This window comes from Streptomyces sp. sk2.1 (genome assembly GCF_008120935.1).
In the GTDB taxonomy this organism is placed as follows: Bacteria; Actinomycetota; Actinomycetes; order Streptomycetales; family Streptomycetaceae; genus Streptomyces.
The window spans coordinates 873,772-894,558 of the sequence record NZ_RDBO01000020.1 but is presented as its reverse complement, the minus strand read 5'-3'; the positions used below and the strand labels follow the sequence as shown (position 1 = coordinate 894,558).

At 72.9% G+C, this 20,787-nt stretch carries 18 protein-coding genes and 1 pseudogene; 8 read left to right on the top strand and 11 right to left on the bottom strand.

Annotated features, from left to right (window positions below):
• Positions 1 to 2: 2 nt before the first annotated feature.
• Positions 3 to 811, bottom strand: a pseudogene (locus EAO76_RS47500) (adenosylcobinamide-GDP ribazoletransferase).
• An 88-nt stretch (positions 812 to 899) separates the two neighbouring features.
• Between EAO76_RS47500 and EAO76_RS07525 the strand changes: the two are divergent.
• On the top strand, positions 900 to 1,661 hold the full coding sequence (locus EAO76_RS07525) for a hypothetical protein (protein ID WP_148834572.1): 762 nt from the start codon (positions 900 to 902) through the stop codon (positions 1,659 to 1,661).
• Here the strand turns inward: EAO76_RS07525 and EAO76_RS44370 are convergent.
• The 4 genes from EAO76_RS44370 to EAO76_RS07505 form a co-directional block, all read right to left on the bottom strand.
• Entirely contained in the window at positions 1,604 to 2,266 is a 663-nt protein-coding gene (locus tag EAO76_RS44370) for a hypothetical protein (RefSeq protein ID WP_187438491.1), read from the bottom strand. The genes EAO76_RS07525 and EAO76_RS44370 overlap by 58 nt on opposite strands.
• Entirely contained in the window at positions 2,263 to 4,068 is a 1,806-nt protein-coding gene (locus EAO76_RS07515; RefSeq protein ID WP_148834570.1) for a phosphatidylglycerol lysyltransferase domain-containing protein, read from the bottom strand. The genes EAO76_RS44370 and EAO76_RS07515 overlap by 4 nt, the downstream gene beginning before the upstream one ends.
• 135 nt (positions 4,069 to 4,203) lie before the next feature.
• Complete coding sequence (cobT, locus tag EAO76_RS07510; RefSeq protein ID WP_148834568.1) at positions 4,204 to 5,310, bottom strand: nicotinate-nucleotide--dimethylbenzimidazole phosphoribosyltransferase; 1,107 nt, start codon at positions 5,308 to 5,310, stop codon at positions 4,204 to 4,206.
• Between the two features lie 272 nt (positions 5,311 to 5,582).
• Complete coding sequence (locus tag EAO76_RS07505) at positions 5,583 to 6,785, bottom strand: bifunctional adenosylcobinamide kinase/adenosylcobinamide-phosphate guanylyltransferase (RefSeq protein ID WP_148834566.1); 1,203 nt, start codon at positions 6,783 to 6,785, stop codon at positions 5,583 to 5,585.
• Positions 6,786 to 6,993: 208 nt separating this feature from the next.
• On the opposite strand from EAO76_RS07505, the gene EAO76_RS07500 reads away from it, so the two are divergent.
• Complete coding sequence (locus EAO76_RS07500) at positions 6,994 to 7,203, top strand: hypothetical protein (RefSeq protein ID WP_148834564.1); 210 nt, start codon at positions 6,994 to 6,996, stop codon at positions 7,201 to 7,203.
• A 94-nt stretch (positions 7,204 to 7,297) separates the two neighbouring features.
• On the opposite strand, the gene EAO76_RS07495 is transcribed toward EAO76_RS07500, so the two are convergent.
• The 3 genes from EAO76_RS07495 to EAO76_RS07485 form a co-directional block, all read right to left on the bottom strand.
• Positions 7,298 to 8,374, bottom strand: coding sequence for a S1C family serine protease (locus EAO76_RS07495; protein ID WP_148834562.1), 1,077 nt, complete (start codon positions 8,372 to 8,374; stop codon positions 7,298 to 7,300).
• A 115-nt stretch (positions 8,375 to 8,489) separates the two neighbouring features.
• Positions 8,490 to 9,224: a methyltransferase domain-containing protein gene (locus EAO76_RS07490; RefSeq protein ID WP_262375354.1), complete on the bottom strand. Its 735-nt coding sequence runs from the start codon at positions 9,222 to 9,224 to the stop codon at positions 8,490 to 8,492.
• Positions 9,225 to 9,340: 116 nt separating this feature from the next.
• Positions 9,341 to 9,940, bottom strand: coding sequence for a DUF3043 domain-containing protein (locus EAO76_RS07485; protein WP_148834560.1), 600 nt, complete (start codon positions 9,938 to 9,940; stop codon positions 9,341 to 9,343).
• Positions 9,941 to 10,238: 298 nt separating this feature from the next.
• Here EAO76_RS07485 and EAO76_RS07480 point away from each other — a divergent pair, with 298 nt between their 5' ends.
• The 5 genes from EAO76_RS07480 (at position 10,239) to EAO76_RS07460 (ending at position 16,845) form a co-directional block, all read left to right on the top strand.
• Positions 10,239 to 11,021, top strand: coding sequence for a PspA/IM30 family protein (locus EAO76_RS07480; protein ID WP_148834558.1), 783 nt, complete (start codon positions 10,239 to 10,241; stop codon positions 11,019 to 11,021).
• 9 nt (positions 11,022 to 11,030) lie between these two features.
• The gene (locus EAO76_RS07475; protein ID WP_148834556.1) at positions 11,031 to 11,309 is read left to right on the top strand and encodes a PspA-associated protein PspAA; all 279 of its coding nucleotides are present in this window, start codon (positions 11,031 to 11,033) and stop codon (positions 11,307 to 11,309) included.
• A 226-nt stretch (positions 11,310 to 11,535) separates the two neighbouring features.
• Complete coding sequence (locus EAO76_RS07470) at positions 11,536 to 12,795, top strand: sensor histidine kinase (protein WP_148834554.1); 1,260 nt, start codon at positions 11,536 to 11,538, stop codon at positions 12,793 to 12,795.
• Between the two features lie 41 nt (positions 12,796 to 12,836).
• Positions 12,837 to 13,532 (top strand): response regulator transcription factor, encoded by a 696-nt coding sequence (locus tag EAO76_RS07465; protein WP_148834552.1) that lies wholly within the window; start codon positions 12,837 to 12,839, stop codon positions 13,530 to 13,532.
• A 166-nt stretch (positions 13,533 to 13,698) separates the two neighbouring features.
• On the top strand, positions 13,699 to 16,845 hold the full coding sequence (locus EAO76_RS07460; protein WP_148834550.1) for an efflux RND transporter permease subunit: 3,147 nt from the start codon (positions 13,699 to 13,701) through the stop codon (positions 16,843 to 16,845).
• A 108-nt stretch (positions 16,846 to 16,953) separates the two neighbouring features.
• On the opposite strand, the gene nadA is transcribed toward EAO76_RS07460, so the two are convergent.
• The gene (nadA, locus tag EAO76_RS07455) at positions 16,954 to 18,150 is read right to left on the bottom strand and encodes a quinolinate synthase NadA (protein WP_187438490.1); all 1,197 of its coding nucleotides are present in this window, start codon (positions 18,148 to 18,150) and stop codon (positions 16,954 to 16,956) included.
• A gap of 234 nt (positions 18,151 to 18,384) precedes the next feature.
• Here nadA and EAO76_RS07445 point away from each other — a divergent pair, with 234 nt between their 5' ends.
• Positions 18,385 to 18,741 (top strand): iron-sulfur cluster assembly accessory protein, encoded by a 357-nt coding sequence (locus tag EAO76_RS07445; RefSeq protein ID WP_148834544.1) that lies wholly within the window; start codon positions 18,385 to 18,387, stop codon positions 18,739 to 18,741.
• A gap of 119 nt (positions 18,742 to 18,860) precedes the next feature.
• On the opposite strand, the gene EAO76_RS07440 is transcribed toward EAO76_RS07445, so the two are convergent.
• Together EAO76_RS07440 and EAO76_RS07435 are read right to left on the bottom strand one after the other, a co-directional pair.
• Complete coding sequence (locus EAO76_RS07440; protein ID WP_148834535.1) at positions 18,861 to 20,354, bottom strand: hypothetical protein; 1,494 nt, start codon at positions 20,352 to 20,354, stop codon at positions 18,861 to 18,863.
• A gap of 166 nt (positions 20,355 to 20,520) precedes the next feature.
• Positions 20,521 to 20,718, bottom strand: coding sequence for a hypothetical protein (locus EAO76_RS07435; RefSeq protein WP_148834533.1), 198 nt, complete (start codon positions 20,716 to 20,718; stop codon positions 20,521 to 20,523).
• Positions 20,719 to 20,787 lie beyond the last annotated feature (69 nt).

Below are 20,787 nucleotides of genomic sequence, written 5' to 3'. Positions count from 1 at the left end.
TCTCAGCCGAGCGCCAGGACCACCAGGGCCGCCGTCGCCGCGGTCTCCGCCAGGGCGCCGAAGACATCGCCGGTCACCCCGCCGAAGCGCCGCACGCAGTGCCGCAGCAGGAGTTCGGCCGCACCGAGCGCGGTCAGCGCGGCCAGCGCGTGGTGCGGCGCCCCGTACCCGCCGAGGAGCGCCCCGGCCCCCGCGCAGCCCGCGACCGTTTCGCCTTCGGCACCCTGACGGTGCTTCCCGTCCGCGTCACCCGCTGGGACCGCGGGGCCGCCCGTGCCGGAATGCTGTGCGCGCCCAGCCCCTCCGGACGGGCCGGCGGCACGCCCCGGCGGGACGCCAGGGTGAGCACCAGCCGGGCCGTGACCGCCGCCGCGACCGCCGCCGCCGCGCCGTACGCCCAGCCCCGCCCGTACAGCTCGTACAGGGCCGCGACCTGGGCCAGCAGCACGAACAGCAGGGTGATCACCCCGAACGGCCCGATGTCCGACTGCTTCATGATCCGCAGGGCGTCGCCCGCCGGCTTGCCGCTGCCCAGGCCGTCCGCGGTGTCCGCCAGACCGTCCAGATGCAGCCCCCGGGTCAGCACCGCGGGCACGGCGGCCGAGATCACCGCGGCGAGCAGCGGACCCGCGCCGAGCAGCAGCGACGCGACGCCGGGCAGCGCGGCGGCGAGCCCCACGACGAGACCGGCGAGCGGCGCGCACAGCATTCCGGCACGGGCGGCCCCGCGGTCCCAGCGGGTGACGCGGACGGGAAGCACCGTCAGGGTGCCGAAGGCGAAACGCACGCCGTGGCTGTTCAGGGAGGTCACGGCGCGCAGGCTAATCGGTGCCGTCGGCCGATAGATTGCCCATGTCGGGATAAGCCTCCGCAGGCGCGGCATATCGGGAGTGGGTGGCATGGGTCACTGGTTCGAACGGAACATCGTCGAGCCGGGGAAAGTGCCCCTGCTGCTCGCCCTGGCCGCCTTCGTGCTCACCTTCGCCGTCACCCGGTTCGTCACCCGGATGATCCGGGCCGGGAAGGGCCCGTTCCGCAACATCACGCCCGGCGGGATGCACATCCACCACGTCGTCCCCGGAGTGGTGCTGAGCGTGATCGGCGGGTTCGGCGCGGTCGCCAGCGGGCGCCACGGCCTCGGGGCGGGGATCTGCGCGGTGGTCTTCGGCGTGGGCGCGGGACTGGTGCTGGACGAGTTCGCCCTGATCCTCTACCTCGACGACGTGTACTGGACCGAGGAGGGGCGGCGGAGCGTGGAGGTCGTGGTCCTCACCGCCGCACTGGTGCTGCTGGTCCTGGCCGGGTTCTCGCCGCTGGGCGTGAACGAGCTGAGCAGCGACGAGCAGCAGGACCGGCTCGGCGTGATCCTGACCATGGTCGTCAACTTCGGCTTCGTGCTGATCGCCCTCTTCAAGGGCAAGGCGCGGCTCGCGGTCATCGGCGCCCTCGTCCCGTTCGTCGCGCTGGTCGGGGCGCTCCGGCTGGCCCGGCCGACCTCCATGTGGGCGAGGCGCTTCTACCGGAACCGCCACCGCGCCCGCGCCCGCGCGCTGCTGCGCGCCTACCACCACGACGTGCGCTGGGCGGGCCCCCGCCGCAGGTTTCAGGACCTGATCGGCGGCGCGCCGGACCGGACGCCGCTCCCCGGACGCGGGCCCTGACCCCGGCGCGGCCGGGCCCGGACGGTCGTACGGACGCACAGCACGAGCACCGCGGCGATCGCCGCCAGGTGCTCCTTGCCCGCCAGGTTGTCCTTGACGAACACCTCGGCCACCATCGCCCCGACCACCAGACAGCCGGTGAACCGGGCCCGGTACGTCCAGCAGAGGTACACGGCCAGGCCGACCACCGCCGCCGAGGGCCCGGTGTCGGCGACCCGGGCGTCGGAGGCGGGCAGCCCGAACGGCCCGTCCGGGCCGAGCGCGACACCGATCCGCGCGTACAGCGTCCCGGCCAGCGTCGCCAGGTACGCGATCAGCAGGGTGCGCCACCGGCCCAGGCAGACCTCGGCGATGCCGAACACCACCAGGATCTGCGCCAGCGCACCCCACACCGGCAGGTCCAGCGCCGGCACGAACAGCGACAGCGGGGTGCGCAGCAGGGCCGCCCACAGCGGGTCCTCGGCCCGCACCGTCCCGAGGGCGTGCACCGCGCCGAAGCCCCACGAACGGTGCTGCACCACATGGAGCAGCGCCGTCAGGCAGACCGCGGCGAGCGTCAACGGGACCGCCCGCGCCCCGGCGCGCAGCCGGCCCCCGGCTCTCATCCACGCGTCCCGAGATGCGAGCGGTGCAGCCACTTGGGCAGGCCGGGCGCCTCCAGGAACCCCTCGGCGCGCCCGGCCGCCACGCCGATGCGCAGCAGGTCGGAGCTCTTCTCGAACAGCATGAAGCGCGGCTCCCAGATCGGTCGGTACTTGGCGTTGGCGCGGTACAACGACTCGATCTGCCACCAGCGCGAGAAGAAGCCGAGCAGGGAACGCCACAGCCGCAGCACCGGTCCCGCACCGAGTCGCGAACCCCTCTCGAAGACCGACCGGAACATCGCGAAGTTCAGTGAGACCTGGGTGATCCCGATCTCCTCCGCCCGCTGGAGGAGCTCGATGACCATGAACTCCATCAGCCCGTTCTCGGCGTCCCGGTCACGGCGCATCAGGTCCAGCGAGAGGCCGTTCGGCCCCCACGGGACGAAGCTCAGCACGGCCCGCAGCTCGCCCCGGGCACCACCCTCCGCGGCCGGGGCGTCACGGCACTCGAGCATCACGCACCGCCCGTCGGCCGGGTCGCCGAGCCGGCCCAGCGCCATCGAGAAGCCGCGCTCGGTCGCCCCGTCGCGCCAGTCGTCGGCCCGGCGCACCAGTTCGGCCATCTCCTCCTCGGGGATGTCGGCGTGGCGGCGGACGGTCACCTCGTACCCGGCGCGCCGCACCCGGTTGTACGCCTGGCGCACGGTGCGCATCGCCCGCCCCTCCAGGGTGAAGTCGGCGGTCTCCACGATCGCCTCGTCGCCCAGCTCCAGGGCGTCCAGGCCGTGCCGGGCGTAGACGGTGCCGCCCTCCTCGCTCACCCCCATCGCCGCCGGGACCCAGCCGTGCTCACGGGCCTCGGCCAGCCACGGCCCGATCGCCCCCGGCCACGCCTCGGGGTCGCCGATGGGGTCGCCGGAGGCGAGCGAGACCCCGCCCACCACCCGGTACATGACGGCGGCCTTCCCGGTGGGGGACCAGATGACGCTCTTCTCCCGGCGCAGCGCGAAGTAGCCCAGCGAGTCGCGTTCGCCGTGCCGGTCGAGCAGGGCCCGCAGCCGGGACTCGTCCTCGGGGGTGATCGGGTCGACCGCCCGGCGGGAGCGGAACGCCGCGTAGACGACGGCGATCAGCAGCAGCGTGGAGAGGACGTTGATGGTGACGTCGACCCAGCCGGGCGTGGTGATCCCGGGGAAGGCGGCGTCGTTGTCGGCGACCGAGACCAGTCGCAGGGCGCCGTAGCGCCACCGGTCCAGGAAGGTCGCCCGGTGCTCGTCGTGCGCGGTGTTGGTGAGGGCGACCAGCCCCGCGGCGAGCAGCGAGGTGACCAACAGTCCGCCGATCGCGACGAGGGCCGCCAGCTTCGGGTTGGACCGGTCGCCCTTCGCGTAGAACTCGCGCCGGCCGACGAGCAGCGCCCCGACGAAGGCGGCGGTCAGCGCCAGCGAGATCCAGTTCTGCGGGTACTGCCGGACCTCCGGGAACATGAGCACCAGGGCGAACAGGAGCAGCAGCAGACCGCTCACCACCAGGTTCACGATCCACGCGGCCCGCTTGCGGCGGCGCATGGTGATCGCCAGGAAGAGCGCGACCACGCCCGAGGAGAAGCCCGCCGTGAGCAGGTACGGGGTGAAGTAGTTCGCGGTGTTGTGGCGGCGCAGGTCGTTGCCGAGGGTGACCCAGACGGCGCTCAGGAAATTGATGAACGAGACGACGCGCAGGTACCAGATGGCGAACGCGGCGCCGCGTCGTGACCGGACGGTGCTCGGCGGCCGGGTGCCGGCCCGTTCGGAGTCCTCGGTGGCCATATGGACCTCTCCCATGAAAAGCGATCATATGGGGCATCGCATCGCATGGAGCCGTGCTGCGGCCGGTGTTCCACGGCCGCGGCACCGCCGGTCCGCGGGCTCGACGCCCGCCGGGCGGCCTCCGGTCGCCGGAGGTCACCCGGCGGACGCTCAGGTCGCGTCGTCGTACGCGGCGCCCGCTTCGGCCCCCTCGTCGGCACCGTCCTCGTCGTCGGTGCCCGGCTCGCGCTCGGGCAGTTCCGCCGCCAGCGCGGCCGCGGCCCGGACGAGCGGAAGTGCGAGCAACGCCCCGCTTCCTTCCCCCACGATGACGCCGTGGTCCAGCAGGGGGTTGAGCGCCATCCGGTCCAGCGCCTTGCTCTGCGCCGGCTCGCCGCTCGCCTGGCCCGCCAGCCACCAGTCCGGGGCCCGGAAGGCGGCCCGCTGCCCCACCAGCGCACAGGCCGAGGAGACCACCCCGTCCAGGATCACCGGCAGCCGGCGCACCGCGCACTGGAGCAGGAAACCGGTCATCGCCGCGAGGTCGGCCCCGCCCACCGCGGCCAGCAGCTCCAGCTGGTCGCCCAGGACCGGCCGGGCCCGCCGCAGCGCGTCCCGGATCGCCGCGCACTTGCGCATCCACGCCAGGTCGTCGATGCCCGCCCCGCCGCGCCCGGTGACCACCGAGGCGTCCGTGCCGCACAGCGCCGCGATCAGCGTGGACGCGGCCGTCGTGCCGCCCACGCTCAGATCGCCGAGCACCACCAGGTCGGTGCCGGAGTCGGCCTCCTCGTCGGCGATCGCGATGCCGAGCCGCACCGCCCGCTCGGCCTCCTCGGCCGTCAGCGCGTCCTCGATGTCGATCCGGCCGGTGCCGCGCCGCACCCGGTGGCGCACCACCGACTCGGGCAGCAGCTCCGGATCGCAGTCCAGCCCGGCGTCGACGATCCGCACCGGTACGGAGAACTGCCGGGCCAGCACGGCGAGCGGCGTCGTGCCGTCCAGCGTGGCCCGCACCAGCTCGTGCGCGGTACCGGCCGCGCGCCCGGAGACATCCAGCTCGGCCACCTTGTGGTCACCGGCGAACAGGACCACGCGCGGCTGCTCGATCGCCCTGACCGGTACGGCCTGCTGCGCGGCCGAGAGCCATTCGCCCAGCTCGTCCAGGCGGCCGAGGGCGCCGACGGGAACGATCATGCGCTCCCGGCGTTCCTCGGCATCGCGCCGTACGCCGCCGTCGGGGCGTTCGATCAGGTCGGAGAAGTCGTCCAGATTCACGGGGGTCTGCCTCGCGGGTCGATGCGTCGAGTGGGCCGGTGAGCCCGGCGGCGGGCTCACTGCGGAACAGTACCCGCCGTGTTTTCGGCGCCCGGCCGGAACGTGGCCCGTCCCGGCCGGGGCCGCGCGGCCCGGGGCCGCGCACGGCGGGGGCGGGGAAAGCGGCCCCGGGACCGGGGCCGCCGCCCGGCGCGTACGGCACGCGCCCCGCACGCCCGTACGTGCCGCGCACCGGGGCGTCCGCACGTGCCGCCCCGCCGTACGCGCCCCGGTCAGCCCCGCAGGGTCAGGGCCTGGCCGGCCACCACCAGCAGCACCTGCTCGCACTCGTCGGCGAACGCGGCGTTCAGCCGGCCCAGCTCGTCGCGGAAGCGCCGTCCGGCGGCCGTCGCGGGCACCACGCCCGAACCCGTCTCGTTGGTGACGGCGACGACCGTGCGCCGCGTTCCGCGCACCGCGCGGACCAGGGCGGCGGTCCGCTTCCGCAGGGCGTCCTCGCCGCCGTCCGCCCACGCCGCGTCGTCCCAGGCGCCGACCCGGTCCATCGCGTCCGTCAGCCACAGCGACAGGCAGTCGATCAGCAGCGGCGGCCCGTCCGACTCCAGCAGCTCCACCAGCTCGCAGGTCTCCTCGGTGCGCCAGGCGGCCGGCCTGCGCTCCCGGTGCAGGCCGACCCGGGCCGCCCACTCGGCGTCCCCCTCGCGGCCCCCGCCGGTCGCCACGTACACCACCTCGGGGAACGTCTCCAGACGGCGCTCGGCCTCCACCGACTTGCCCGACCTGGCCCCGCCCGTCACCAGGGTGCGCCGAGGCACCCCCGGCCCCGCGCGGTACTCGCCCACCCCCAGCGTCGTCCCGTCCGGCACGGCCCGCGCACCGGCCGCCGCGAGCCGCCGGTCCAGCTCGGCCCCGGGCGGCGCGTCGTGGTCCAGGTGGACGGCGACGATCTCGGTGGCCGGGCCGATCGCCCCGACGGCCCGCAGCCGCGCCACCGCGTCCGGCCGCCCCGTCACGTCGCCGACCACCATGTCGTACGGCTCCGCCACCGGGTCCGCGAGCCCGGCGGGCGCGGCCCCCGGCGGCAGGTAGAGCAGCCGCGTCCCCTCCGGCGCCGTGACCTCGTACCCGGTGCCCGGGGCGTCCATGGGCACCGCCCGCACCCGGTGGCCGCTGATCAGCGTCAGCACCCGGCCGTCCGGCACCCGCCCCGCCGGGGGCAGCCCGGGGGGCAGCTCCACGGCGGGGCCGTCGTGCGGATGGGTGAGCAGTACCTGCCGCACACCGGTGAGCGAGCGCCCCGCACGGGCCGCGGCGAACACGGCCCCCGGGGTGAGGTCGAGCAGCAGCGCGTCGTCGATCAGCAGCGCGGTGGCGGCACGCGAGCGCGCCCCGCAGGCGACGGCGCAGGCGGCGCAGGGGCATTCGGGCCGCGGCAGCCCGTCGGGGGCTCCGGTGCCGAGGAGAGTCAGTTCCACGCCCTCGATCCTCCCGCGTCCGCGCGGCGGGTGCGCGACTTGGAACACTTCGGGCGGGTACGGGCGCCGCCCGCGCCGGGCACGGACCCCGGCGCCGCGACCGGCCGGTTCCGTCCGGCGGGAGTGTGCGTGCGGGACGGCGCCGCGGGGCAGGGGTTGCCGGGAGGGGCACTAGGCTGCGGACAGCAACGCGACCCAGGAGGCGGACATGGCGTGGACGTGGCGGTTCGAGAAGTCCGACGGTACGGAGACGGAGCCGGCGCTGCAGCCGGAGGAATTCACGACCCAGGGCGACGCGGAGTCCTGGATCGGCGAGTACTGGAAGGAACTCCTCGACGGCGGGGCGGAGCAGGTGACGCTCTTCGAGGACTCGACGAAGATCTACGGCCCCATGAGCCTCCAGGGCGACCAGGGCTGATCCCGCTCCGGCGCGGGGAAACGATCGTGCGGGCCCGGTCATGGGCCCGCACGGCCGTTTCCGGCCCGCCCGGCACGATCCCGGACGCGGGACCCTAGATCTCGCCCAGCTTGACCTCCGCGGTCTTCTCCGCCCCGTCGCGCAGGTACGTCACCGTGACCTTCTGGCCCGGCTTGTCCGAGGCGAGCGCCTCCGACAGGGACGTGATCGTGGTGACCGGTGTGCCGTCGATGCCGGTGACGATGTCGCCGACCCGCAGCCCCGCCTTCTCCGCGGCGCCGCCCTTCGGCACGCTGACCAGCGCCACCCCGGCCGGCTGGTAGTTCTCGTCGACGACCGTGCGCCCGGTGATGTTCAGGGCCGCCCGGCCCGAGTCGGTGACCCGGCCGCTCTTGATGATCTGGTCGGCGACCGTCCGCACCATCGACACCGGGATCGCGAACCCGATGCCCGGCGCCGCGCTGTCGCCCAGCTCCGGGTCCACCGCCGCCAGGGTCGGGATGCCGATCACCTCGCTGTCCAGGTTGACCAGCGCGCCGCCGCTGTTGCCCGGGTTGATCGCCGCCGAGGTCTGCACCATGTTCGCGATCGTCGCGCCGGTGCCGCCGCCCGCGCGGCTCTCGCTGACGGTCCGGCCGACCGCCGAGACGATGCCCTGGGTGACGCTGGAGGACAGCCCCAGCGGCGACCCCATCGCCAGCACGATCTGCCCCACCTCGACCTTCTCCGAGTCGCCGAACTTCGCGGGCTTCAGCCCGTCCGGCACGCTGTCGAGCTTGATGACGGCCAGGTCCTGATCCGGGTAGGTGGACACCAGCGAGGCACGCTGCACCTTCTCGCCCGTGGCGACGGTGACCTTGAACGCCTTCTCGTTGCCGACCACGTGGGCGTTGGTGACGATGTGGCCCTTGGAGTCGTAGACGACCCCCGAGCCCAGGCTTCCGGTGGCGTCGATCTGCACGACCGACGGCAGCACGTTCTTGATCACGGTCTGGTAGTCGTTCTGCAGGTCGCCGGCGGTACCGGAGGCGGAGGCCGGCTTGCTGGGTTCGGCCTCCGGGGAGCCGGAGGCCGGGTCCGAGCAGCCGCTCACCAGGACGGCGGCGCAGACGCCTGCGGTCAGGTGCGGCAGGAGCCGCCGGGCACGGCTGCGGGAGTGGGAAGCATCCATGCCTGGATTGTCGCTTTCGGTGCTTCCGGTGGCCTGTTGGGTTCGGCCGGCCAGGGTGCGCGGCCGGGCGGCCCCGGCAGTGGCCCGCGGCCGCCCGGCCGGGTGCGGCGGGCGGTCAGCCCCGTACGCCGCACAGGTGCAGCAGCGCGGCCACCCGGCGGTACGGGTCCGTGCGCCCGGCACGGTCCTCGGCGGCGAGCACCCGCTCCAGTTCCGCGGCGGCGGGGAGCTCCACGTCGTTGCTCACGTTGTCCGTGAAGACGCGCACCCCGTACCAGGCGTGCAGGGGCGCCGCGATCCCGGCGAGGGTGGACGTCAGGGCGTCCAGCCGGTCGGCCCGTACGGCGACGCCCAGCCGGTTGGTGTACGTGTCGCTCTCGAAGGCGGCCAGCGCCGCGTCCCAGTCCCCGGCGGTCCCGGGGCGCATCGCCAGCGCGTCCGCGTTCCGCACGAGCAGCGACAGCAGCCCGCCCGGGGCCAGCATCCGGGCCAGGCCGGCCAGCATCGCGTCCGGCTCCCGGACGTACATCAGCACGCCGTGGCAGAGCACCACGTCGAAGCTGCCCGGCAGGAAGTGCACCCCGGTGTCCAGGCCGTCGCCCTCGATCAGCCGGACCCGCTCACGGATGCCGGCCGGCTCGCTGCCGAGCGCCTCCCTGGCCACCCGCAGCATCTCGGCGTCGGACTCCAGGCCGGTCACCGTGTGCCCCGCCCTGGCCAGGCGCAGCGCCTGGGTGCCCTGCCCCATGCCGACGTCGAGCACCCGCAGCCGCTGCCCGACCGGGAAGCGGGCCGCGATCTGCTCGTCCAGCTGTCGGGCGACCAGCTCCTGGCGGACGGTGTTGCGCAGACCGCCCAGCTCCTTCAGCCACACCGGGGAGGCCCCGGAGAAGCCGGTGACGGCCGGGGCGGCATCGTCGGGCGGGCCGGCGGACGGACCGCCGGCCGAGCCGGAGACGTGCGTACTCAGGGCCGCTCTCCACGCTTGACCTGCGGCTTGGGCAGTCGCAGGCGACGCATCTGGAGCGTGCGCATCAGGCCGTAGGCGACCGCGCCGCGCTTGGGGGTGTCGGGGAAGCGCTCCTTGAGCTGCTTCCGCAGGCGGATCGAGAGACCGATCGAGTCGATGACGATCAGCACGATCACGAAGAGCCAGAGCAACAGCGAGATGTTCTGGATGTTCCGGATCTGGATCACGCTCAGGATCAGGATGATCACGGCGAGCGGAAGGAAGAACTCCGCGACGCAGAAACGCGAGTCCACGTAGTCGCGGACGAAGCGCCGCACCGGGCCCTTGTCGCGGACCGGCAGATAGCGTTCGTCACCACTGGCGAGCGCCTCGCGCTGCCTGGCCAGGTCCGCCCGGCGTGCTTCGCGCTGCCTCTTCGCTGCCTCCTTGCGGTCGAGCGGCGCGCCACTGGAGGCGCGACGGCGCTGCGACTGGGCCTCGCTGCGCTTGGGGGTGGGGCGACCCTTGGGAGCCTGCGGGTCGCGGGGCTGCTTGGAGAGGTCCGCCGTCACCTTGTCGGTGGGCGCCTTCTCTTCCTTCGAACGGCTACGGAACACAAGGTCCAAGGGTACGGGTTCGATCGCGATGACCCCAGGCCGGTCGGGAACGATCCGGCAACGGCCCGCGTCCTGGCCGGTGTACCCGCGTGTTCGGCGGGATGCGGGCGTACCGGTTCTCCCCGACCTCCACCTACTCCCTGGGCCGGAGCGGTGACCGGACGCAGTCGTCCTTGGGGAGGAGCACATCCGTGCTCGAACAGTGCGGTAATAGAGGCAGGGCCCGTACTGTGGGTTCTGTTGGAGTGCTGGAGCTCAGTCCGTCAGAAGGGGGCGCGCGAAGCCCATGAGCGGTGTCATGAAGCGTATGGGAATGATCTTCCGCGCGAAGGCAAACAAGGCCCTTGACCGGGCCGAGGATCCGCGCGAGACCCTCGATTACTCGTACCAGAAGCAGCTCGAACTGCTGCAGAAGGTGCGTCGCGGGGTCGCCGACGTGGCGACTTCGCGCAAGCGGCTGGAGCTGCAGCTGAACCAGCTGCAGGGCCAGTCGGCCAAGCTGGAGGACCAGGGCCGCAAGGCGCTCGCGCTCGGCCGCGAGGACCTGGCCCGCGAGGCGCTGTCCCGGCGCGCCGCGCTCCAGCAGCAGGTCACCGACCTGGAGACGCAGCACTCCACGCTGCAGGGCGAGGAGGAGAAGCTCACCCTCGCGGCGCAGCGGCTGCAGGCCAAGGTCGACGCCTTCCGAACCAAGAAGGAGACCATCAAGGCCACCTACACCGCCGCCCAGGCGCAGACCCGGATCGGCGAGGCGTTCTCCGGGATCTCCGAGGAGATGGGCGACGTCGGCCTGGCGATCCAGCGGGCCGAGGACAAGACCCAGCAGATGCAGGCGCGCGCCGGCGCGATCGACGAGCTGCTCGCCTCCGGCGCCCTGGACGACCCGACCGGTACGGCGAAGGACGACATCGCCGCCGAGCTGGACCGGATCTCCGGCGGCACGGACGTGGAGCTGGAGCTCCAGCGCATGAAGGCCGAGCTGGCCGGCGGCTCCACGCCGCAGCAGGCGATCGAGGGCGGCCCGCAGGACGCCGCCCAGCGGCAGTCGTCGCAGTCCCCGCACCGGTTCGACAAGAGTTGAGGCAGCGTCATGATCGTACGGATCATGGGGGAGGGCCAGGTCGCTCTGGCCGACAACCATCTCGCCGAGCTCGACGAGCTCGATGACGAGCTGCTCGCCGAGATGGAGCGCGGGGACGGCCCGGGCTTCCGCACCACGCTCCACGCGCTTCTGGCCAGGGTGCGCGAGCTCGGCACGTCCCTGCCGGACGACTCCCTGGAGCCGTCCGAGCTGATTCTGCCGTCGTCCGACGCGACCCTCGAAGAGGTGCGCGCCATGCTCCGGGACGACGGACTGATCCCCGGCTGACCCGCGGCGCCTCCAGCACGCGCCCGCACGGCGACCGTGCCCCGGATCCGGTCCGCCGGACCCGGGGCACGAGTGCGTCCGGGGCACCGGGCCCGGGGCACGGTCGCGTGCGGGACGGCCCGGTGCACGGCTTTTGGCCGGCCCCGGGACGTCCGTTCCCCGTCCCCGGGCCCCGTGTGCGGCTTCCGGCCCGGTCCCCGTGCGACACGCCGTAACGTAGCTCGACGTGACCACCCTCGGAACCGGGGTCCTGCGCGTCCGGAACTGGCTGCGCGGCCATCCCCTCGCGCTGGACGCCGCGCTCGCCCTGGCCGTGCTCGTGGCCATGATCATCGGGTCCTTCATCCATCCCGGCGCACCGGACGGGGCCGTCTTCGCCACCCGCAGGCCCGGGGTGGGCAGCGTGCTCCTGATGGTGCTGGGGGCCGTCGCGCTCATCTGGCGCCGCCGCCGCCCCATGGCGGTGCTCGTGGCCACCGGCGGGCTGACGGTCGCCGAGCTGATGCGGTCCGACCCGCCCGCCCCCGTGGTGACCTGCACCGTCATCGCGCTGTACACCGTCGCCGCCCGCACCGACCGGCCCACCACCTGGCGGGTCGGACTGCTCACGATGGCGGTGCTGACGGCCGCCGCGATGTTCTTCGGCGCGGCGCCCTGGTACAGCCAGGAGAACTTCGGCGTCTTCGCCTGGACCGGCATGGCCGGGGCGGCCGGGGACGCCGTCCGCTCCAGGCGGGCGTTCGTCGACGCGATCAGGGAACGGGCCGAACGGGCCGAGCGCACCCGCGACGAGGAGGCCCGGCGCAGGGTCGCCGAGGAGCGGCTGCGGATCGCCCGCGACCTGCACGACGTCGTCGCCCACCACATCGCCCTGGTCAACGTCCAGGCCGGGGTGGCCGCCCACGTCATGGACAAGCGCCCCGACCAGGCCAAGGAGGCACTGGCCCACGTCCGCGAGGCCAGCCGCTCCGCGCTCGACGAACTGCGGGCCACGGTCGGGCTGCTGCGCCAGTCCGGCGACCCCGAGGCGCCCACCGAACCGGCCCCGGGCCTCGCGGTCCTGGACGAGCTGGTCGAGACCGTCCGCCGGGCCGGACTCCCCGTCGAGGTGGCCTGCACCGACCGGCGCCCCCCGCTGCCCGCCGCCGTCGACCTCGCCGCGTACCGGGTCATCCAGGAGGCGCTGACCAACGTCCGCAAGCACGCCGGCCCCGGGGCGAGGGCCGAGGTGAGCGTCGTACGGGTCGGGTCCACCGCCGAGATCACCGTCATCGACAACGGCGCGGGAGGCGGGGGCTGCTGCGCCGCGGACGCGCCGGACGGGGGCGAGGGCCGCGGCCTGCCCGGCGGCGGGGGAGGCGGCCACGGCCTGCTCGGCATGCGCGAACGCGTCACCGCGCTCGGCGGCACGCTCACCGCCGGGCCCCGCTACGGCGGCGGATTCCGGGTCCATGCGATCCTGCCCGTCAAGGCCCGCGAGGAGTAGTCCGAGGAACCGGACACGGCGGGCCGGACGGGGGAGAACGCATGACACCGCCCATCAAGGTGCTGCTCGTCGACGACCAGACGCTGCTGCGCAGCGCGTTCCGGGTGCTGGTCGACTCGGAGGCCGACATGGAGGTGGTCGGCGAGGCGGCGGACGGCGCGCAGGCCGTGGAACTCGCCCGCTCCACCCGGGCCGACGTGGTGCTGATGGACATCCGGATGCCCGGCACGGACGGGCTCACCGCGACCCGCATGATCAGCGCCGATCCGGAACTGTCGGACGTGCGGGTCGTCATGCTCACCACCTTCGAGGTGGACGAGTACGTGGTGCAGTCGCTGCGGGCCGGGGCGTCCGGCTTCCTCGGCAAGGGGGCGGAACCCGAGGAACTCCTCAACGCCATCCGGATCGCCGCGGCCGGCGAGGCACTGCTCTCACCGGCCGCCACCAAGGGCCTGATCGCCACCTTCCTCGCCCAGGGCGGCAGTTCGGACGGCGAGGGGCCGAGCGCCGCGGAGTACTCGGAACGGCTCGCCGCGCTCACCGGCCGCGAGCGCGAGGTGCTCGTCCTGGTCGCGGGCGGCCACTCCAACGACGAGATCGCCGAGCGGCTCGTCGTCAGCCCGCTCACGGTCAAGACCCATGTGAACAGGGCGATGGCGAAACTGGGCGCCAGGGACCGGGCGCAATTGGTGGTAATCGCCTACGAATCGGGCCTGGTGCGCCCCAGGGTGGAGTAACGGGTGGAGATTCGGCGTACTCCACCTGCGGTATGCGGGGCGTGAGAAAGCGACCCTGGGGCCGAGGTCCGCGCCCCCGGCGGTGAGCGAAGGTGTAACTGGGCCGGGTCTGTCCCGAGTCACCCGTCCCACCTGCCGCGCAAGCCACAGAAGAGAGACCTCACCCATGTCCTGGCTGTCCAGATTCAGCCTCGCGCAACGGGCCCTGATCGGACTGATCTCGATCGTCGCGCTCGTATTCGGAGCGATCGCGATCCCGCAGCTCAAGCAGCAGCTGTTGCCCACCATCGAGCTTCCGGTGGTGTCGGTACTCGCCCCCTATCAGGGTGCGTCCCCCGATGTGGTCGAGAAGCAGGTCGTCGAACCGCTGGAGAACTCCCTCAAGACGGTCGACGGGGTCACCGGCATCACCTCCACCGCCAGCGAGGGCAGCGCCGTCATCATGGCGTCCTTCGACTTCGGCAGCGAGGGCACCAAGCAGCTCGTCGCCGACATCCAGCAGGCGGTCAACCGCGCCCGCGCCCTGCTTCCCGACGACGTGGACCCGCAGGTCATCGCCGGTTCGACCGACGACATCCCGGCGGTCGTCCTGGCCGTCACCTCCGACAAGGACCAGCAGGCGCTCGCCGACCAGCTGGACCGCACGGTCGTCCCCGCCCTGGAGGACATCAGCGGCGTAGGCCAGGTCACCGTCGACGGGGTGCGCGACCTCCAGGTCTCCGTCACCCCCGACGACGAGAAGCTCGCCGCCGCCGGGCTGAACGCCATGACGCTCGCCCAGGCGCTCCAGTCGGGCGGCGCGACCGTCCCGGCCGGTTCGTTCTCCGAGTCGGGCAAGAGCCGCACCGTCCAGGTCGGCGGCTCCTTCACCTCCCTGAAGCAGATCGAGGACCTGCGGATCGCCCCCCAGGGCGCGGCAACGGGCGAGCGCGGCAAGCCGGTTCGCGTCGGTGACGTCGCGAAGGTCGAGCAGGAGCAGGCCGCCGCGGTCTCCATCACCCGGACGAACGGCCGGCCGAGCCTCGCCGTGATGGCCACCATGGACAAGGACGGCAGCGCCGTCGCCATCTCGGACGCGGTCGAGGACAAGCTCCCCGACCTCCGCAAGGACCTCGGCGCCGGCGCCGAACTGACCGTGGTCTCCGACCAGGGCCCCGCCGTCTCCAAGGCGATCTCCGGTCTGACCACCGAAGGCGCGCTCGGTCTGCTCTTCGCCGTCGTCGTGATCCTGGTCTTCCTCGCGTCGCTGCGCTCGACCCTGGTCACCGCGGTCTCCATCCCGCTCTCCGTGGTCCTCGCGCTGATCGTGCTCTGGACCCGGGACCTGTCGCTCAACATGCTCACGCTCGGCGCGCTGACCATCGCCATCGGCCGGGTCGTCGACGACTCGATCGTGGTCCTGGAGAACATCAAGCGCCACCTCGGCTACGGCGAGGAGCGCCAGTCGGCGATCATCACCGCGGTGAAGGAAGTGGCCGGCGCGGTCACCTCCTCGACCCTCACCACGGTCGCCGTCTTCCTGCCGATCGGCCTCGTCGGCGGCGTGGTCGGAGAGCTCTTCGGCTCCTTCTCGCTGACCGTCACCGCGGCCCTGCTGGCCTCCCTGCTGGTCTCGCTGACCGTGGTGCCCGTCCTGTCGTACTGGTTCCTGCGCGCCCCCAAGGGCACCGCCCTGGACGACCCGGAAGAGGCCCGTCGCAAGGCGGAGGAGAAGGAGGCCCGCAGCCGGCTCCAGCGGCTGTACGTCCCGGTGCTCCGCTTCGCGACCCGGCGCCGTGTCACCAGCCTCGCCATCGCCGTCGTGGTGCTGCTCGCCACCTTCGGCATGGCCCCGCTGCTGAAGACCAACTTCTTCGACCAGGGCGAGCAGGAGGTCCTCTCCATCAAGCAGGAGCTGGCCCCCGGCACCAGCCTGGCGGCCGCCGACGAGGCGGCCGGGAAGGTCGAGAAGGTCCTCGCCGACGACAAGGGCGTCAAGGACTACCAGGTCACCGTCGGTTCCTCCGGCTTCATGGCGGCCTTCGGCGGCGGCACCGGATCCAACCAGGCCACGTACCAGGTCACCCTGAAGGACTCGGGCGACTTCGACGCCACCCAGAAGCGCATCGACAAGGCGCTCGGCGAGCTCGACGGCATCGGTGACACCACCATCTCCGCGGGCGACGGCTTCGGCAGCCAGGACCTCAGCGTCGTGGTCAAGGCCGCCGACGCGGACGTGCTGCGCAAGGCGTCCGAGAAGGTGCGCGGCGCGGTCGCCGGCATCGAGGACGTCACCGACGTCCAGAGCGACCTGTCGCAGAGCGTCCCGCGGATCTCGGTGAAGCCCAACGCCCGGGCGGCGGACGCCGGCTTCGACCAGAGCGCGCTCGGCGCGGCCGTCGCCGGAGCGGTGCGCGGCACCCCGGCCGGCAAGGCGGTCATGGACGACACCGAGCGGGACGTCGTCATCAAGTCCGCCCACCCGGCCACCACCATGGCCGAGCTGAAGGCCCTCCCCCTCGGCCCGGTGAAGCTCGGCCGGGTCGCCGACGTCGAACTGGTCCCCGGCCCGGTCTCGATGACCCGGATCGACGGCCAGCGCGCCGCCACCATCACCGCCAAGCCCACCAGCGACAACACCGGCGCGGTCAGCGCCGCGCTGGAGAAGGAGATCGACGCGCTGGAGCTCCCCGAGGGCGCCACCGCCACCATCGGCGGGGTCACCGAGGACCAGAGCGACTCGTTCGCCAAGCTCGGCCTGGCCATGCTGGCGGCGATCGCGATCGTCTTCATGCTGCTGGTGGCGACCTTCCGGTCCCTGGTCCAGCCGCTGATCCTGCTGGTCTCCATCCCGTTCGCGGCGACCGGCGCGATCGGCTTGCTCGTCGCCACCGACACCCCGATGGGCATCCCGGCGATGATCGGCATGCTGATGCTGATCGGCATCGTGGTGACCAACGCGATCGTGCTGATCGACCTGATCAACCAGTACCGGGCCCAGGGCATGGGCGTCGTCGAGGCGGTCGTCGAGGGCGGCCGCCACCGGCTCCGCCCGATCCTGATGACCGCCCTGGCGACGATCTTCGCCCTGCTCCCGATGGCGCTCGGCGTCACCGGCGAGGGCGGCTTCATCTCGCAGCCGCTCGCCGTCGTGGTGATCGGCGGCCTGGTCACCTCGACCCTGCTGACCCTGCTCCTGGTGCCGACGCTCTACGCGATGGTCGAACTCCGCAAGGAGCGCCGCGCGAAGAAGAAGGCCGCCGGGCGGGCGGGGAAGGCGGGCGTCGCGGAGCCTGCCGAGGACGTCCGCGAGGAGGAGCCGGTCGGGGCCTGACGACCGGCACGCGAAAGGCCCTGGCACCGTCGGTCCGACGGTGCCAGGGCCTTCGTGCGACCTCGGCGGGGGACGGGTCCGTCGCCGACGGCCCGTCCCGGTCTCCCGCTACGGCAGCGCCAGCATCCGCTCCAGCGCCAGCTTCGCGTACTTCTCCGTCTCCGGGTCGACCTCGATCCGGTTGACGAGGTTGCCCTCGACCAGCGACTCCAGGGCCCACACCAGGTGCGGCAGGTCGATGCGGTTCATCGTCGAGCAGAAGCACACCGTCCGGTCGAGGAAGACGATCTCCTTGTCCTCGGCCGCGAACCGGTTCGCCAGGCGGCGCACCAGGTTCAGCTCGGTGCCGATCGCCCACTTCGAGCCGGCCGGGGCCGCCTCCAGGGCCTTGATGATGTACTCCGTCGAGCCCACGTGGTCGGCAGCGGCCACGACCTCGTGCTTGCACTCCGGGTGCACCAGGACGTTGACGCCCGGGATCCGCTCGCGCACGTCGTTCACGGACTCGACCGAGAAGCGGCCGTGCACCGAGCAGTGCCCGCGCCACAGGATCATCTTCGCGTTCCGCAGCTCCTCGGCGGTCAGGCCGCCGTTCGGCTTGTGCGGGTTGTAGAGGACGCAGTCCTCCAGCGACATCCCCAGGTCCCGGACCGCGGTGTTCCGGCCGAGGTGCTGGTCGGGCAGGAAGAGCACCTTCTCGCCCTGCTCGAAGGCCCACTCCAGGGCCCGCCGGGCGTTGGACGAGGTGCAGATGGTGCCGCCGTGCCGCCCGGTGAACGCCTTGATGTCGGCGGAGGAGTTCATGTACGAGACGGGCACGACCTGCTCGGCGACCCCGGCCTCGGTCAGCACGTCCCAGCACTCGGCGACCTGCTCGGCGGTGGCCATGTCCGCCATGGAGCAGCCCGCCGCCAGGTCCGGCAGCACGACCTTCTGGTCGTCCGTGGTCAGGATGTCCGCGGACTCGGCCATGAAGTGCACGCCGCAGAAGACGATGTACTCGGCCTCCGGCCGCGCCGCCGCGTCCCGGGCGAGCTTGAAGGAGTCGCCGGTGACGTCCGCGAACTGGATGACCTCGTCGCGCTGGTAGTGGTGGCCGAGGACGAACACCTTGTCCCCGAGCTTCTCCTTGGCGGCACGGGCGCGCTCCACCAGGTCCGGGTCGGACGGGGATGGCAGGTCGCCGGGGCACTCGACGCCGCGCTCGCTCCGGGGGTCGGCCTCACGACCGAGCAGGAGCAGGGCGAGGGGCGTCGGCTGGACGTCGAGTTCCTGGGCGGGGTGGGCCGTGGTCACGTCACGCACCCTTTCTTCTCTGCTGAAAGCTTCTGCGAAAGCCTTTTCGTCTAATTGACACTATCTATCATATCCGGTTCACGTCACTTTGACGATGGCCATAGTGTCGATGTGACGCATCCCCCCGCCGGAGCGGTGTGCGAGCATGAATGGAACAGGCAAGCGCTCGGCCCGGAATGAATCCGCGGCTCCGACGGTTGCAACGTCGGCAAGCAGTCTCCGTACAACCCGGGAGAGAAGCAGATGTCCGTATCGGACGAGACCACCACCGTGAGCGACGGCATCCTCCTGTCCGACGCCGCCGCAGCCAAGGTCAAGAGCCTGCTGGAGCAGGAAGGCCGTGACGACCTGGCGCTGCGCGTCGCCGTTCAGCCCGGCGGCTGCTCGGGCCTGCGCTACCAGCTCTTCTTCGACGAGCGTTCGCTCGACGGGGACGTCGTGAAGGACTTCGACGGCGTCAAGGTCGTCACCGACCGGATGAGCGCCCCGTACCTGGGCGGCGCCTCCATCGACTTCGTCGACACCATCGAGAAGCAGGGCTTCACGATCGACAACCCCAACGCCACGGGCTCCTGCGCCTGCGGGGACTCCTTCAACTGACCCCCGCGGGCCCGCGCGCCCCGAGTGGGCGCGCGGATCCCGGGAACGGCGGAACGGCACGACGGCGGCGGTGGTCCCCGACCGGGGACCACCGCCGCCGTCGTCGTCGTGCGTGCGGTTCAGCCGCGGGGCACGGCGCCGCCCGAGGTCGCGTCGACCACCTTCCGGTCACCGAGCGGCGCGTCCAGCGTCACCGTGCGGGTCAGCTCCTTGGCGATCAGGATGCAGACCTTCTTCCCGGGCTGCTTCGTCTCCGTCACCGTCACCGTGACCCGGTTCCCGTCCTCGGTCGCGCTCGCGGTGTACGTGCTGCACACCCCGCCCCAGAACTTCACCGACAGGGTCCGCCCGTCGGCGCTGTACGACAGCAGCCGGCCGGACTTCTCCCCGTCCCCGGGGGACGGGGTCGGCGTCGGCACGGGCGCGGTCGTCGCCGGTGCGTCCTTCGTCAGGTACGAGGGGTCCACGGCGACCCGCGGCAGCGTGGCGCCCGGGCCCCCGGCGTCCTGCCGCACCGAGAAGAGCCAGGACGGCACGAGCGTCCGCTCGCCCGCCACGTACTGCGTCGACAGGCCGAAGACCGCCCTGTCGATCGTCACGGTCCTCGTCGGCGGCTGCTCCGCCGGGCTCCGCGTCCCGCAGTCCACCTTCGGCTGCTTCTTCGGGTCGCCCTTCCCGTCCTGCAGCGGTACGGGGGTGGCACAGCCGCCGATGTCCTTCTGCAGGCCCCCGCGCGTCGAGCGCCCGTTCAGCTGCTTCAGCGCCTCGCCCGCGCTGATCACCGGGTAGCTGTCGCTCTTCTCCGGGGCCTTCAAGTTCCCCGCGCCGCCCACCACTTCACCGCCGGGGCCCACCTGGATGCCGGTCGACCAGCCGTACGTGGGAAGCCCGCCCACCTTCGGGTCGGCGTTCACCACCCGTACCGAGCCCATGAGTTGGCGGGTGTCGAGCGCGGCGTCGTCCTGCCCCGCCGCCTTCAGGATCGGGGTCGCGGCGGCCTTGGCCACGTTCTCGCCCACCGGGTCGCCGGAACCGCCCGGGGACACCTTCTGGCTCGAACAGACCTCGGTGTCACGGCAGTTGTCCGTGCCGCCGGAGCCGTAACGGCTGAACGTCCAGGTGCCGGGGGCCTGCTTCTCCACCCGGAGGACCGGGCCCGAGCCGTCCCCGGCGGACCCCACCGTCCAGGCCGTGCCCTCCGTCCGAGGCGTCCCCCGCAGGCCCAGCGCCTTCGCCAGCCGGGTCACCTCGGCGGCCGAGACGGTGCCCGTCGCCCGCCGCACCGCGGCCCTGTCGGGCCCCTGGGGCAGCTCGCCGGACACCCGGTAGACCACCCGGCCGCCGTTCGGGTCGGGCTCGCCCGGCGCGATGCCCCGCACGGGCCCGTCCGACCTCGCGGGGCCGTCCGATTCGGTGTCCAGGGCCAGCGGGGGAGGGGCGCCGCCGCTGTCGTCCGCGCTGCCGGCCGTCGTGTCGCCGCCGTCGGCGGCGGTCGCGGCCCAGTAGGCGCCGCCACCCCCGGCCAGCAGTACGGCTGCCGCCACCGAGGCCACGGCGAGCGGCGAACGCCGCCGGGGGCCGGTCACGTCGTTGTCGGGTCGCTCGGTGCTCACCGGATCGCTCCTTCGCCTGCGTGGCCGTCACGTGTCGTGATCCGGCCCGTCGTCCGTCCCCGGGGTCCGGGGACAACGGTGGGACGGGACAGGGGCGCGAGCGGTTCCCTCCCGGGGCGGGGCGCGATCGTTGCCGGTACCGGCACCGTGCCGGTACCGGCCGGAATCAGTCGCCGTACTCGGGCATGGCGTCGACCAGCCGGGCGGAGGCCGCGGGCACGGTGACCCCGTGAATCCGGGACGGAGCCACCGGAACAGGGGCAGACTTCGGGTGGGCCGCCCAGTGCGGAGCCATCCGCGCGCAGTCCCCGCGCAGCTCGGCCAGGCTCATTTCGGACTCGTGCGTGGCGATGTGGTTCGACATAACCGCACCGTAGGCATCACACGGCTCAGGAGGAAAGCCCTACTATCGGGTAGTTTTCCCCGCTTCAGC

What these genes read in the sequence shown, in the direction of transcription:
- EAO76_RS07480 (WP_148834558.1), top strand. Translation starts at nt 10,239, where the DNA reads ATGAAGCGTATGGGAATGATCTTCCGCGCGAAGGCAAACAAGGCCCTT.
- EAO76_RS07445 (WP_148834544.1), top strand. Translation starts at nt 18,385, where the DNA reads ATGTCCGTATCGGACGAGACCACCACCGTGAGCGACGGCATCCTCCTG.
- EAO76_RS44370 (WP_187438491.1), bottom strand. Translation starts at nt 2,266, where the DNA reads ATGAGAGCCGGGGGCCGGCTGCGCGCCGGGGCGCGGGCGGTCCCGTTG.
- EAO76_RS07525 (WP_148834572.1), top strand. Translation starts at nt 900, where the DNA reads ATGGGTCACTGGTTCGAACGGAACATCGTCGAGCCGGGGAAAGTGCCC.
- EAO76_RS07460 (WP_148834550.1), top strand. Translation starts at nt 13,699, where the DNA reads ATGTCCTGGCTGTCCAGATTCAGCCTCGCGCAACGGGCCCTGATCGGA.
- EAO76_RS07500 (WP_148834564.1), top strand. Translation starts at nt 6,994, where the DNA reads ATGGCGTGGACGTGGCGGTTCGAGAAGTCCGACGGTACGGAGACGGAG.
- EAO76_RS07515 (WP_148834570.1), bottom strand. Translation starts at nt 4,068, where the DNA reads ATGGGAGAGGTCCATATGGCCACCGAGGACTCCGAACGGGCCGGCACC.
- EAO76_RS07495 (WP_148834562.1), bottom strand. Translation starts at nt 8,374, where the DNA reads ATGGATGCTTCCCACTCCCGCAGCCGTGCCCGGCGGCTCCTGCCGCAC.
- EAO76_RS07465 (WP_148834552.1), top strand. Translation starts at nt 12,837, where the DNA reads ATGACACCGCCCATCAAGGTGCTGCTCGTCGACGACCAGACGCTGCTG.
- EAO76_RS07435 (WP_148834533.1), bottom strand. Translation starts at nt 20,718, where the DNA reads ATGTCGAACCACATCGCCACGCACGAGTCCGAAATGAGCCTGGCCGAG.
- EAO76_RS07475 (WP_148834556.1), top strand. Translation starts at nt 11,031, where the DNA reads ATGATCGTACGGATCATGGGGGAGGGCCAGGTCGCTCTGGCCGACAAC.